At 51.2% G+C, this 13,084-nt stretch carries 12 protein-coding genes and 1 tRNA gene; 7 read left to right on the top strand and 6 right to left on the bottom strand.

The window, feature by feature from the left end:
- Positions 1-9: 9 nt before the first annotated feature.
- The gene (locus tag AB6B37_RS02580) at positions 10-951 is read left to right on the top strand and encodes a ribose-phosphate pyrophosphokinase (RefSeq protein WP_371397337.1); all 942 of its coding nucleotides are present in this window, start codon (positions 10-12) and stop codon (positions 949-951) included.
- Here AB6B37_RS02580 and AB6B37_RS02575 read toward each other — a convergent pair whose 3' ends face one another.
- Together AB6B37_RS02575 and AB6B37_RS02570 are read right to left on the bottom strand one after the other, a co-directional pair.
- Complete coding sequence (locus tag AB6B37_RS02575; protein WP_371397336.1) at positions 952-2,940, bottom strand: DUF4139 domain-containing protein; 1,989 nt, start codon at positions 2,938-2,940, stop codon at positions 952-954.
- Positions 2,941-2,948: 8 nt separating this feature from the next.
- The gene (locus tag AB6B37_RS02570) at positions 2,949-4,352 is read right to left on the bottom strand and encodes a DUF4139 domain-containing protein (RefSeq protein WP_371397335.1); all 1,404 of its coding nucleotides are present in this window, start codon (positions 4,350-4,352) and stop codon (positions 2,949-2,951) included.
- 297 nt (positions 4,353-4,649) lie between these two features.
- Between AB6B37_RS02570 and AB6B37_RS02565 the strand changes: the two genes are divergently transcribed.
- The 3 genes from AB6B37_RS02565 to ychF all read left to right on the top strand — a co-directional run bounded on the left by AB6B37_RS02565 (position 4,650) and on the right by ychF (position 7,126).
- Positions 4,650-5,303: a 50S ribosomal protein L25/general stress protein Ctc gene (locus tag AB6B37_RS02565; RefSeq protein WP_371397334.1), complete on the top strand. Its 654-nt coding sequence runs from the start codon at positions 4,650-4,652 to the stop codon at positions 5,301-5,303.
- Between the two features lie 116 nt (positions 5,304-5,419).
- The gene (gene pth, locus AB6B37_RS02560) at positions 5,420-5,992 is read left to right on the top strand and encodes an aminoacyl-tRNA hydrolase (RefSeq protein WP_371397333.1); all 573 of its coding nucleotides are present in this window, start codon (positions 5,420-5,422) and stop codon (positions 5,990-5,992) included.
- 33 nt (positions 5,993-6,025) lie between these two features.
- Positions 6,026-7,126 carry a redox-regulated ATPase YchF gene (gene ychF / locus AB6B37_RS02555; protein ID WP_371397332.1) on the top strand — a complete coding sequence of 367 codons (1,101 nt, stop codon included), beginning with the start codon at positions 6,026-6,028 and terminating at the stop codon, positions 7,124-7,126.
- Between the two features lie 92 nt (positions 7,127-7,218).
- Here ychF and AB6B37_RS02550 read toward each other — a convergent pair whose 3' ends face one another.
- The gene (locus AB6B37_RS02550) at positions 7,219-7,617 is read right to left on the bottom strand and encodes a host attachment family protein (protein ID WP_371397331.1); all 399 of its coding nucleotides are present in this window, start codon (positions 7,615-7,617) and stop codon (positions 7,219-7,221) included.
- 205 nt (positions 7,618-7,822) lie between these two features.
- Between AB6B37_RS02550 and AB6B37_RS02545 the strand changes: the two genes are divergently transcribed.
- A complete protein-coding gene (locus AB6B37_RS02545) occupies positions 7,823-8,281 on the top strand; it encodes a hypothetical protein (protein WP_371397330.1) in 459 nt (152 codons plus the stop codon).
- A 266-nt stretch (positions 8,282-8,547) separates the two neighbouring features.
- Here the strand turns inward: AB6B37_RS02545 and metG are convergent, their stop codons facing one another.
- Positions 8,548-10,263: a methionine--tRNA ligase gene (gene metG / locus AB6B37_RS02540; RefSeq protein ID WP_371397329.1), complete on the bottom strand. Its 1,716-nt coding sequence runs from the start codon at positions 10,261-10,263 to the stop codon at positions 8,548-8,550.
- A 249-nt stretch (positions 10,264-10,512) separates the two neighbouring features.
- Here metG and AB6B37_RS02535 point away from each other — a divergent pair.
- A tRNA-Thr gene (locus AB6B37_RS02535) sits at positions 10,513-10,588 on the top strand.
- A 134-nt stretch (positions 10,589-10,722) separates the two neighbouring features.
- Positions 10,723-12,099 carry a DUF6538 domain-containing protein gene (locus tag AB6B37_RS02530; RefSeq protein WP_371397328.1) on the top strand — a complete coding sequence of 459 codons (1,377 nt, stop codon included), beginning with the start codon at positions 10,723-10,725 and terminating at the stop codon, positions 12,097-12,099.
- Between the two features lie 10 nt (positions 12,100-12,109).
- On the opposite strand, the gene AB6B37_RS02525 is transcribed toward AB6B37_RS02530, so the two are convergent.
- Positions 12,110-12,325, bottom strand: coding sequence for a hypothetical protein (locus tag AB6B37_RS02525; RefSeq protein WP_371397327.1), 216 nt, complete (start codon positions 12,323-12,325; stop codon positions 12,110-12,112).
- A 190-nt stretch (positions 12,326-12,515) separates the two neighbouring features.
- Complete coding sequence (locus AB6B37_RS02520) at positions 12,516-12,974, bottom strand: GNAT family N-acetyltransferase (RefSeq protein WP_371397326.1); 459 nt, start codon at positions 12,972-12,974, stop codon at positions 12,516-12,518.
- Positions 12,975-13,084 lie beyond the last annotated feature (110 nt).

Here is a 13,084-nt window from a genome sequence, read left to right as displayed (position 1 = left end):
GGTGAAGCTGTGAAGATTATTAGCGGAACATCAAACGAGCCCCTATCGCGCGCCATTGCCGATGTGCTCGACATCCCCCTAACCTCTGTCGATATTGAGCGGTTTCGCGACCAAGAAATCTTCGTCCGCATTAATGAGAATGTCCGCGGCGAAGATATTTTTGTCATCCAACCCACATCTGCGCCCGCCAATGACCATTTGCTAGAACTGCTCATCCTTATCGACGCGCTTATGCGGGCTTCGGCCTCTCGTATTACGGCCGTTATTCCTTATTTCGGCTATGCGCGCCAAGACCGCAAAGTTGGCGGCCGCACACCGATTACGGCCAAACTTGTCGCTAACTTGATTGCCAAAGCGGGCGCGGACCGCGTCCTAACCATGGATCTACATGCAGGACAGATACAGGGGTTCTTTGACATCCCCACAGACAACCTATTCGGGCAACCCGTATTTGAGACTGATATTCGTGACCGTTTTTCTAAAAAAGATCGCGATAAATTGCTTTTTGTCTCCCCCGATACAGGCGGTGTGGTGCGCACACGCAGCCTTGCCAAACAATTTAACGCCGATATCGCTATTGTTGATAAACGCCGCCCCAAAGCGGGCGAAGCCGAAGTGATGAATATCATTGGCGACGTGGCGGGACGCAGCTGTATCTTGCTCGATGATATTATCGATAGCGGCGGGACATTATGCAACGCGGCAGCGGCGCTCAAAGATCACGGTGCAAACTCAGTCTCCGCCTATATCACCCACGGCGTGTTGTCAGATCCCGCAGTCGAGCGCATCAGCAAATCCGTCCTGACCGAAGTCGTTATCTGCGACACCATAGGACAACCTGAAAAAGTTCAAAAATGCGATAAAATCCGCGAAGTCTCTGTCGCGACACTGCTGGGTGAAGCCATCCGTCGTATCGCGAATGACGAGTCGGTGTCAAAGCTGTTCGGCTAATTAATACTGATAAATCCGCACAGTGTAGGACAGGACTTTATCCTGTCCTGCCGCAAGCGTGATAGTCCAGCGATTTTGATCGCGCACGGGATTCAGAGTTGCATCTGAAAAACTGACATCGTCTTCATCCAAATCTTCATAGCGCGGCTCGACCCGTAATATGCGGGCCTCCGACGCATTGTTCTTCATCGCATGAGTGACCCGCGCGAGCAGATATGTTTCACCTTCAACCGTTTCTTCGCGTAGATTTGAAACCGTTGTCGCGACGCTAATTTGGTTGTCCTCAACAGGGGCAAGGTAAAGACCAACGGCATCTATTGGGGTTTGGGTGCCTTTAATCACGGCGTCGCTCTCGACCACAAAATCATCGCCTGTATTAATGCGGCCCATTTCCAACCCGCTCAGCGGGTCTAGATCAAGTCGGTAAATAATGTCCGTGCCAATGCCGAAGCTTAAGCTTTCGCGCGTCTCGCCCGGTATAGTGAACACCCATGTTGGCTCAATTTCGTCCATGTCACGAGGACGGTTTTCACTACTGATGACTCCGCCGCGTAAGCGCACATCTTTCAAGACGACTTTGGCCGTAATCGGCGCAGCAAAAGCGTTAGAAATTGTGAAGGTACCATGCGCAGGCGAAAAGTCTTCGCCCCGATCATCAAACTCGCTTTGCATTTGAACTGAAAAGCTTGTGCCAAGCTTCAGCCGTACGGGTTCATCGACCGCCAGATTATCAATGCGGTCCTCACCCAGATAAACCACGCGGCCATTTTCCGTTTTACTGAAAAACCGCATAGTCCCCTTGGGTAGAGCCACGCCCAATTCACCGTCTCGGCTATTATCAACCTCATAAAAAGTTTGCAGAGGCGTCGGGCTCGTTATGCTTTGTGTGCCGCTAATCTCAGCGAGAAAATAGGGCTTAATATCGACCGCCGCTTTGTCGACAAAGGCGATTTGTTTGGTCTGATAGGGGGCAACATCGACCGCAGCTGGAATGCGGTAAAGCTTATAATCGCCGACATTTTCCTGCACGGCCATTTTTCGCGAGCCTGTTACGACCACGGAATCGGCCATCATCATCTCGGCCTCGGGGGCTGCCATAGCGCGCATCAACATTTGCGGTTCGCCATAATTACTTTTGGCTATCGCTTGCCGAACACGTTCAGCAATACCGCGTTTTGTGCTGCCCTGCGGGTAACATTGCGCGCGCTGCACAGGCTTGGGCGGCGATACGGCGCGGGTTTCTGGACGGCGGTTTAAATCACCTGCAATGATGGATAACGACACACCGCTATAATTCTTCGCCGTGCCGTTCGTTAGGGTCAGCCAGCCCAACATCGCGGCCTTATCGCTCGCCGCGTTTAAATCCAAACGGTAATCTGCGCGCCAGCCAAGACCCGATGTCAGGTAACTAATCACCACCTCTTGCCGTCCTGCCGCTTCGGCGTTGACTTCAATGCTCATGACAGGGGCGGGGTTAAGGCCGCTTGGCAGGCCTTCAAATTGGGTACGTTCACCTAGGCCAGAGCACATTAAAACTTCGGTCTGACCGTTTACATCAATGACAACGCCGCCATTGGGGCGTGCAGAAGTTATGCGCGCCTGTGTATCGCGCAGCGCGCCAGAGGCTTTGTCGATACGGGTCAGTGTGATGACATCACCCACCGCATTTTCAAACAAAGACGCTTTGGAAATCAGGTCATAATCAAAATTGCGTTCCAGCGTGAAGCCGCTAAATTCGCGCAAGATCATAGACTGCGGGATGATTAAATCTGATACGCCTTCAAAGGCCACGACAGAGCGCCCTTTTGGTACGTCAATGGTACGGACCTCAGTAATCAGCGCCAGATTGTCAGGGTAGATGGTAACAGCCGTCGCATCAGCAGAGGGCGAAACGACTTTATACACTCCGCCAGGAACTTGCGCGGAGGCGGAAGCGCTCAACATAAAGGCGAGCCAGCCGAATATGAATGTCGCGATAAAGCGCATCAATGCGCGGCCTACCAGCGTGACTTTTGACGCACTTTAAAGCGCAAAGTACTTTCGCCTTCGGCGCTGACTTTTACGGGCCAGAGCGCGGTATAGGCATCCTCGCGCGTGCTTTCGACGTTTTCCGATAATATTGTCGTCTCTTGATAGCTGCTGCCGATATTTTGGCGAATGAAGACGGTCGTGTCTTTATCTGTCGCGTTGGTAACAGTGTAGACCATTTCAATTTCGCGCGTTTTACGGCCCGTCTCGCGGTTGCTTGCGACTTGGCTTTTGACTTTCACATCAAAGGCATCGCCGATTTTAAGCGCCATAGATGACCCACCCGGAATGTGGCCAATGGCGTCCTCTCCAATGAACTGGCTGCGACCTGAGTTATCTTTGGTATAGACACGGAAAATCCCCGCCGGCAGTGCCGTGCCAAGGCCAGTCTCGCGCGCATTGGAAAAGGCAATCCGTACATCAGCCGATTGCGGATCGTTCATATTGTTAAAGCCGTAAGCTCTGTATTCATAGACTTTTTTGGCGTCGACGCCTTGGGCATCGACAATGCCGACTTGTTTGGTTTGATTGCTTTTGACTGTAATCTTGCCCGGGAGTGGGTAGAGGTAGTTATCGCCCACGCGTTCTTGCCCGCTTTGTTGCGTCCCTGCGCCGCGCATATTACCGCCTCGGGGATTAAAATTACGAGGATTGAAATTATTCCGGCCATATTGACCCGCTTGGTCAACCGTGCCTGCGATGACGGCGACATCGGCATCCTCAAATGTGGTCTTTGTGTTATTGGTTAGTGTCGCCCAGCCTTGCAAATCCATCTTGCCTACGTCCTCGTCAAATACCGCGACATAATCAGCACGCCAGTCGAGCCCACCCGTCAGGTAAGTCAGATTGGCATCGCGCGTGCCGCTTTGTTGCGAGTTTACATTCACAGAGAGCGTCGGGTTGGCGCGCAGATTTGTCGGCACGCTGTCAAAGACAACACGGGTTGGAATATCATCGTCGCGCAGGACCTCAATCTTCTGCCCGACTTGGATAACAACACCGTTATTTACCGATAAGACTTTGGCGCGTTCACGCGTTTCGCGACCTGTGCCGGGGTTGGTCCGGATAATCTCGACGAATGAGCCCACTGCTTTTTCCATCAGTTTTTCAGGTGATAGCAGGTCAAAATCAAAATTTTGCTCATTAATTGACAGCCCGCTTGCCACAAAAGTTGCCGTTTCGGGTTGTATCATCGACGACACACCGGGCAGCTCAATTGTCTGCTGGCCTGAGCGGAAGGTAATGTCACGCGAATCAGACACGAGCGCGCGGGAATTATTATATATCGTCAGCGAGAGCTCATCTGCCTGTGCGACCTCGCCTAAAGAGAGGCTCGTGCTGAGGAGCAAAATCGATAATGTAAAGTGACGCATAAAGCCTCCAGACCTATAATTATTGTTATAATATATCACAAAGCGCATGATATAACAGTGACATTGCGGTAATCCTTAGCATGATATGCCTAAACCCGCCATGAATGCGCTATTCATGTGAAATTGGGCGCTTTTAAGACAGATTCTTTGCTTGCGTTTTCATGGGGGCTGGTTTATCTGCCACGGCGAAATTGTATTTTTTCTGATAAAAACACATGGCCGCCGTTCGGGCGGCGCTTTTTATTGGAGTGTAACGGGCCAGGCATCCCCTCGCCCCCATAGATAAGAGGCAAGACAATGTCTGATTCAGTCGTATTAGACGTCACCGTACGTGACAACACAGGCACAGGCGCCGCCCGCGAAGCTCGCCGCCAAAACCAAGTTCCTGGCGTAATTTACGGTGGTGACGAGCAACCTGTTGCAATCGCTGCTAAGTTTAACGAAGTGATCCGTGCGATTAACTCTGGCAACTTCATCGGCAATATGATCGAACTGTCCCACGAAGGCAAAAAACAGAAAGTCCTAACAAAGGACATTCAGTTCCACCCTGTGTCTGACATGCCTGTGCATTTGGATTTTTACCGCGTGACAGCGAAATCAATCATCGAAGTCGAAGTCACAGTGAACTTCATCGGCGAAGAAGAAAGCCCAGGCCTGAAAGAAGGCGGCACGCTTAACGTTGTGCGTTATGCGGTTGAAGTGAAATGTCCGGCTGGCGATATTCCTGACAGCATCGACGTTGACGTTTCTAAAGCCGAGATTGGCGATAGCTTGAAAATTTCTGACGTGAAACTGCCAAAAGGTGTGAAGCCGTCCATCACGGACCGTGACTTTACGATCGCGACAGTGATTGCGTCACGCGCGGCGATTGAAACCACGGATGAGGACGAAACAGAAGCGCCAGAGGCGGCTGACGTCCCCGCAACAGAGCAAACATCCGACGACGAATAGTCGGACCCGCTTACATGTCTTTTTTAGGGCGTCTCTTCCATTTCGGTCGGGGCGCCCTATCTTTTTTAATACCAGCTAATTCAACATCAGCCAAAACGAAACAGGAGGCGGACATCATGCAAATCTGGGTCGGCCTTGGAAATCCGGGCGAAAAATATAGCGGCCATCGCCACAACATTGGCTTTATGGCTATTGACGCCATTGGCGATACCCATGGTTTTGGGCCAGAGAAATCCCAGCATAAAGCGCTCTGCCGTATTGGCACCATTGGCGGGACGAAAATCCTGCTAATGAAACCGTCCACCTTTATGAACGAGAGCGGTCAAGCCGTGCAATCTGCGAGCGCTTTTTACAAAGTCCCGCTGGATAAGATTATTGTCTTTCATGACGAGCTTGACCTTGCCCCCGGTAAACTGCGTGTCAAATGCGGCGGCGGCATTGCGGGTCACAATGGCCTGCGGTCCATTCGTCAACATATGGGCGAGGATTTTTACCGTATCCGTATGGGTATCGGCCACCCGGGGCACAAAGACCGCGTGCATAGTTATGTGCTATCAAATTTTAGCAAAACTGAGCAGCCCTGGGTCGAGGATTTAAACGATGCTCTGGCGCGCGCCAGTGATCACTTGGCCGCGACTGAGATGGACAAATTTCAAACACGGGTCAGCCTGCTGGCCCCAGCGCCCTAATCATTGGGCCCTTAATTAAAGACGGAGCCTATCATGGGTTTTAAATGCGGAATTGTGGGCTTGCCCAATGTTGGTAAATCAACGCTGTTTAATGCGCTAACGCAAACCGCCAATGCGCAAGCGGCGAACTATCCTTTTTGCACGATTGAGCCGAATGTCGGCGATGTCGCCGTGCCCGAACCACGGCTAAATACTATTGCAGAGATTGGCGGCAGCGCCCAACGTATCCCCGCCCGTATGAACTTTGTTGACATCGCCGGCCTTGTGCGCGGCGCATCCAAAGGTGAAGGGCTGGGCAATCAATTCCTCGCTAATATCCGCGAAACAGATGCCATTCTTTATGTGCTGCGGTGTTTTGAAGATGATGACGTGACCCATGTGGAAAACAAAATCGATCCCATGGCCGATTACGAGACCGTCGAGACAGAACTTATGCTCGCCGATCTGGAGAGCCTATCTAAGCGCCGCGTGACGCTGGAGAAAAAAGTTAAACAAAACGACAAAGACGCCGTGCAGACCCTGCGCCTGATTGATTTGGCTATCCCGCTTTTAGAGGACGGCAAACCTGCCCGTATGGCCAAAATTGACGATGACGATTTGAAAGCGTGGAAAATGCTGCAACTGCTTACCGCGAAACCGGTGCTTTATGTTGCCAATGTGGATGAAGATAGCGCCGCGACTGGCAATGATTATTCAGCCAAAGTCTTTGCCCATGCAGAAGCTGAGGGCGCGCAGGCGGTCGTTATTTCCGCCAAAATCGAATCTGAGCTAGCGCTTTTAGAGGACGCGGAAGAACGCACAGAATATATGGAAGCCCTTGACCTTAAAGAGCCGGGTCTGGACCGCCTCATCCAAGCGGGTTACCGCTTGCTGGGTCTGCAAACCTATTTCACCGTTGGCCCAAAAGAAGCCCGCGCTTGGACGTTTCGAGACGGCTGGACGGCCCCCAAATGCGCAGGCGTCATCCACGGCGATTTTGAACGCGGCTTCATCAAAGCGGAAACCACAGCCTATGATGATTACGTTGCGCATGGCGGCGAAGCAGGCGCCAAAGACGCGGGCAAAGTGCGCCAAGAAGGCAAAGACTATAAGGTCAAAGACGGCGACATCATGCTGTTTAAATTTAACGTTTAATATGAAAATCGCCCCAGTGGGGCGATTTCCCGTCACACCGCGCAGAGAGAGAGCTTTAGCCCAACCCTAGGTTAAGCCGCCTTGGCTCGAGATTAAGCCGCCTTGGCTAATGTCTTCTCAATATCTTCCGTGGGTGAATTGATCAGTGTTTTATTCAATTCTAAAACGATTTTATCCGTCACTTCTTGATGCAGCAAAGGCCGCATTTCACCCAGTGTTTCCGGGTCTGCAATGATGGCTAAGGTTTCAAATTTTCCACTATGTGCCATAGAATATAGCGTCTCAGCGAGTTGTTTTGAAAATGTTGCCTCCATGGACTCCTGCGGACTCTCTTCTGGCGGTCGTTTGCCCGACGGGCCTTCATCCGCCATATTGCCCTGCGTCCAATGCGCGTCCAATGTCAATTTGTCATTGGCGTAGAAAAAGGTTTTTGCTTCCTCACCTGTTGCCAGCAAAATAAATGTGTTCTGGGGTAATTTGATATCTGTCATAAAATCTCCTTTTCAAAACAACGCCCAGTGCTAAAATCTGTTCCGATGTAAGACAGTTTCAAGGCATTCAAGCGCGACCCCGCAACATCTGCGCGCACGCCCGTTACTGAACAGCGCAGAGAAAATCGGACGTCAAAATAGAGAGGCTTGAGACTTAAACGTGCTGTTCGCTCTCCCTCCCCGACACCTGGCTTATCATGCGCCCATGTCACAAGCTGCCAATACGCCCTGCTACTATGCCTCGCTTATTCCAAAGCTTAATGCGCAGATGGAAAGCTTTACTGACAGAGTATTGAATGAGGACTTATCCTTGTCCAAAATGACGCAAATTGTAATCATCATTTGTGCATTAGGACGTCTCATTCTGACCGTGCACCGTGCGGCATTAAAAAGTGCGATGTTGCAAGATCCCATTTGGCGGGGTCGTGTCTTTACAGATCTTGGCGGTATTCACGCGCTTAATCGGTGGCGGCTTCGCTTTCGCGCGGCGACATGTCCCCCGATACGTCAACCGAAATCACCGCTGATTACGAGCCTTCCGCCGCAGAAACACCAAAGCCGAGATGGGCGCAAGGAGGTTCAGAAAAGATTTAAAACCGACCGTACAGGCCAATTTCGTTTGGCCGCAATACCCCCCCAATCAGAGACAAAGCCCCATAAATAGAGACCGAAGCAGCATCAGGGAAACGCCCGCACGGCCCGTCTTTCCGCCTATTGAACTGCATCCTAACGAATTAATTCAAACCCCAAATCGTCCTGCACCTCGGCCAAAACACCAACAGCACTATAATGACGACGCGAATACGCAAAGGCAAGATACGGCGAAAGCTACGCCCCAACGTCCGCCTTAATTCCAGATGTTTTTTGAATTAATTAACGCTCGCACATGATGCGCGCGGGCAATGACACATGGCTCAATGACACTCTAAGCTAGGCTTCGCTATCCCCGCCAAATTGCTCTGTCCATGTGGCTACGTCGTCATCTTCAATCTTGGCAAATAACACATCCGGCGCGTTGACCGCATGACCCAGAGGCAAAGCATTGAGAAGGGATTTCACATCACCAAAATTCCAGCTTCTTCTGTCACTGGGCACATTAACGGCCGCGAGTATTTTATCCGCCGTTTCCGGAATAATCGGTTGGGCAATAATCCCAAACAGAGCGACAAGGTTAAGCCCAATACGGGTGCCAATGGCGGCTTGGTCAACATCGGTCTTAAAATGCGTCCACGGCGCAGCTTTGGTGAGATATTCATTGCCAGCCGCCCAAATCGCGCGAGTCTCGGCCATGGCTTTGCGGAATTCGCGGGCCTCATAAAAGGCTATCAAATTTGCCAGGCGTGTCTCAAGCTCAGCGACAATCCAGTCTTCTGCCTCTGTCCACGCACCGCCGCCCGGCACAACACCGTCAAATTTTCCGACCGTATATTTTGTAATGCGGTTGACGAAGTTACCCAACACATTGGCCAAATCAGAATTAATGCTAGCCTGAAATTCTTCCCATGTGAACGCGGCGTCATTGCCTTCGGGGGCATTGGCAATCAAGTGCCAACGCCAATAATCAGACGGCGCGATTGATATCGCCTGATCCATAAATACACCGCGATTGGATGATGTCGAAAATTTACCACCGTACCACGTCACCCAATTAAACGCCTTTAATTGATCGACGAGTTTCCACGGCTCACCACTGCCCATAATCGTGGTAGGAAAAGACAGCGTATGAAAGGCGACATTATCTTTACCCATGAATTGGACATATTGGACGTCATCATTTTTATCCGTTTTCCACCAACTCTCCCAATCCCCACCCGTCTGCTCTGCCCAATCTTGGGTCGAGGCGATATAGGCAATGGGTGCATCAAACCAAACGTAAAACACTTTGCCTTCAAACCCTTTGCGCACCGTACCGTCAGGGTTTGTCACCGGAATACCCCAGGACAAATCGCGCGTAATCGCGCGGTCACGCAGCCCCTCATCCAGCCATTTAAGCGCAATCGATGTCGCCAAAGGCGGCCAGCCAGTCGCAGCATTGACCCATTTGCGCAAGTCATCCGACAGCGCGGATTGCTTCAGATACAGGTGATTGGTTTCTCGCACCTCAACATCATGGCTACCCGATACAGAAGAATATGGATTAATCAAATCAATGGGGTCGAGCAGCTTTCCGCAGCTATCACATTGGTCGCCGCGCGCGGCCTCAAAACCGCAATTGGGGCATGTGCCTTCGACGTAACGGTCAGGCAAAAAACGGCCATCCGCATTGGAATAAACCTGCTTGGACACGCGCTCTTCTATCAATCCCCTTGTCTCCAACGCATGGGCAAAATGTTGGGTCAATAGGTGATTATTCTGACTAGAGCTGCGACCGAAATAATCATAGGACAGCGCGAAATCAGTCCCTGCTTTGGCTTGGGCCTCATGCATGGCGGCACAATAATCCGCGACATCCATCTCTGCCGCCTGCGCCGCAAGCTCGGCTGGTGTGCCGTGTTCGTCTGTCGCGCAAATGTACAAAACCTCATGGCCGAGCAGTCGCATGGCGCGCGCATAAACATCGGCCGGCAACATCGATCCTGCCAAATTGCCAAGGTGCTTAACCCCGTTAATATAGGGCAAGGCGGACGTAATCAAAATGCGCGACATAAAAGCTCCAAATCTTGTGCGTGTTCTAACGCGAACCGCGCGCCGCGCAAGAGGGTAATCACCCAAGGCCGCAGGCGGCAGTCGAAACGATTAACGCCCCGCCCTGCCCCACAACCACGAAATAGGGCCACTAGAACAGGAAAAACGACCGACCAGCAGCCTGATAAAATAATGCAGTTTTATGAACTTTTGCGCTTGCAACACAGCCGCCACAACGCTAAACCCCGCTCGCTAATCAGCAATAAGAGTGCCCCTATAGCTCAGCTGGTAGAGCACCTGATTTGTAATCAGGGGGTCCGCGGTTCGAGTCCGTGTGGGGGCACCATTTTCCTATCATAGCAAGTTGCGTAAGCCTCTGAAAAGTCTCGGGAAATCTCTCTTTCCTGTACTTTCCATACGGTAACTCGCGCGATTTGCCTCACTTCTTGCCTTACAAAAGGCTGCACAGGAGATGGCAGGATGAAAGCGATTAGACGGCCCGACCAATACCTACGTTTACGTGGCGATATATGGCATTACGTCCGGCGTGTGCCCAAGGCGGTAAGCCATATAGATGACCGCACATTGATATACCGTTCCCTCGATACAGATAGCCGCAAGGTCGCCCGCCAGCGGAGAGACATATGCGCCGATGCGGACGAACAACGCTGGAGCGAGGTCGCGCCGAGCCGTTTCCGCTCGACGCCAAGAGAGACTAGCTACCGAGACGTGAGCCAATACGCCCGCTCGCTGGGGTTCAACTATGAGCCAATGGACAGCTTGATTTCCCGCGATACTGTCACGGATTTATTACACCGCCTACAAGCCTTAGGGCCGTTAAAGGAGGCTTCGCACCCCAAGGAAGAGCAAGACGCAGACGCTTTACTAGGCATAGCCAAGACGCCTTCTGCGACCATCAGCGAAGCAATGGAGCTTTACCTATCTGAGATCGTCGCTGACGAACTCGCCAGTAAATCACCAGAGCAAGTGAACAACTTTTCCAAAATCAAACGCCGCGCCGTGGCGAACTTTGTTTCCATAAATGGCGATATAGATATGCGGGACATTACCCGCGAACACGCTCACGCCGTGCGTAAATTCTGGCATGAGCGCATCCACCCGAAGGACGGTTCCAAGCCCATGAGCGGCAGCAGCGGCAACAAAGACTTGGGTAGTTTGCGGAAACTCTACCGCCGATATTTTGAACACATAGGCGAAGAAGAGCGCGAAAACCCGTTCCGCAATATGCGCTTCAAAGACAAAATTCTAAAAAAGGTCATGCCTTTTAAGGACGATTGGGTTAGGTCACGCATACTTGCGCCAGATGTTTTTTATGGCCTCAATAGGCAAGGCGCGTTGCTTTGCATGGCCTTGATAGAGACAGGATGCAGACCAAGCGAGTTGGCAAATATCAGACCAGAAAACATACGGCTGGACGCGGAGGTTCCGCATATTCGCATCCGTCCAACGAAAGACAGAGAGCTGAAATCAGGCGCATCAGTTCGTGATATTCCGCTCGTCGGCGTTGCGCTGGAGGCCATGCGGCAGGCTCCGAATGGCTTTCCGCATTACAGGGATAGGAGTTATTTGCTAAGTGCATCACTGACAAAAGCATTCAAAGCCAGAGGGCTATTCCCGACAAAGCAGCACCGTATCTATAGCTTTCGGCACAGCTTTGAAAACAGAATGTTGGAGGCTGGATTAGACTTTGGCTTGCGTTGCACTTTGATGGGACACCGTAACCCGCGCCCTGAATATGGGGATGGAGGGTCGCTTGCTTACCGCCGAGACGAGCTATTGAAGATAACTCACCCCGTCAGTGACACGCTATTGCAAAGCTATCCGTTTAAGGGCTGAATTTATCGGTTTACGCGGCTTTGTCCGCGTCAAAAAGGAGCGAGGCCAGCAACGCCTCACGGTCATCTAGCGCGTCATACTCTTGCTTTAGACGCTCTAAAACGGGCCAGTATTTAGCTCCGTATCGCTGAACAAGTTGCGCTGCGATAGTCATACCGCGCTTTATATCAGCACGCGAAGGAGCTTCCGTTAGGTCATTTTTCGATATGTTTTGGGCTTTATCCACGCAGAGATTATAGCGCAATCACCGCGATTTTTACGAAGAAAAGAGTTGGATAATTTGTGTATCGCGGGTCAAGATGGGAAATAATTGCGCGCACAACCACTGGCGAAACTAACAAGCCATAAGCTGATACAGCAAATTTTTTACAAAAGAATTGTGGTGCTCAGCCATAGGCTGAACACCTGTTTCCTAGTTACTGTAAAGCCTTTCGGAATGTCACTTTATCGTCACCAGAATCCCAAAAATCTCGAATTCGAGACTCTTCGGAATAGCCATTTTTTTTATAAAAATTCCGAGTTTGGGCAAACTCTTCAGTGCCAGACGTATCAGCAATCAAGATACGATGCCCCTCTGACTTCAACGCAGCCTCAAGGTGAGCAGCGAGCGCAGCGCCCACTCCATCACCTTGTCGGGACGGCAGCACTGCAATCGCCAACATGTTCCAAGTTCCGTTCGTGAGTTCTTCGGGCGCAGCATAGCAAAAGGCTATCGCAGTGCCGTTATCTTCATAAGTGAAGAACAACTCTTGTGGATCGGTTGCTTGAGAGGCTTCAAACATACCTTCCAGCATTTCAGGCGGAAAGAGTTCCGTGCCTTCAAGAACAATTTGAAGAGCAGGAATGTCTTGGGTCTTTGTAGGTCTAATATTCATTGTTTAATCTTTCATGTTCCACAGCCTTACGTGCCGTGGCTGGCTCGCCATTTCAGATTTGAAAATAGTTGAGAAGTGAACAAGCCAACATTAATGGTCAGGCTACAATG

Origin of the sequence: Fretibacter rubidus (assembly GCF_041429785.1) — a bacterium.
Lineage (GTDB): Bacteria > Pseudomonadota > Alphaproteobacteria > Caulobacterales > Maricaulaceae > Fretibacter > Fretibacter rubidus.
Note: the sequence above shows the minus strand (reverse complement) of the source record. Positions and strands in the feature narration are given on the sequence as shown.

What these genes read in the sequence shown, in the direction of transcription:
- AB6B37_RS02565 (WP_371397334.1), top strand. Translation starts at nt 4,650, where the DNA reads ATGTCTGATTCAGTCGTATTAGACGTCACCGTACGTGACAACACAGGC.
- AB6B37_RS02550 (WP_371397331.1), bottom strand. Translation starts at nt 7,617, where the DNA reads ATGACAGATATCAAATTACCCCAGAACACATTTATTTTGCTGGCAACA.
- AB6B37_RS02545 (WP_371397330.1), top strand. Translation starts at nt 7,823, where the DNA reads ATGTCACAAGCTGCCAATACGCCCTGCTACTATGCCTCGCTTATTCCA.
- metG (WP_371397329.1), bottom strand. Translation starts at nt 10,263, where the DNA reads ATGTCGCGCATTTTGATTACGTCCGCCTTGCCCTATATTAACGGGGTT.
- pth (WP_371397333.1), top strand. Translation starts at nt 5,420, where the DNA reads ATGCAAATCTGGGTCGGCCTTGGAAATCCGGGCGAAAAATATAGCGGC.
- AB6B37_RS02520 (WP_371397326.1), bottom strand. Translation starts at nt 12,974, where the DNA reads ATGAATATTAGACCTACAAAGACCCAAGACATTCCTGCTCTTCAAATT.
- AB6B37_RS02570 (WP_371397335.1), bottom strand. Translation starts at nt 4,352, where the DNA reads ATGCGTCACTTTACATTATCGATTTTGCTCCTCAGCACGAGCCTCTCT.
- AB6B37_RS02530 (WP_371397328.1), top strand. Translation starts at nt 10,723, where the DNA reads ATGAAAGCGATTAGACGGCCCGACCAATACCTACGTTTACGTGGCGAT.
- ychF (WP_371397332.1), top strand. Translation starts at nt 6,026, where the DNA reads ATGGGTTTTAAATGCGGAATTGTGGGCTTGCCCAATGTTGGTAAATCA.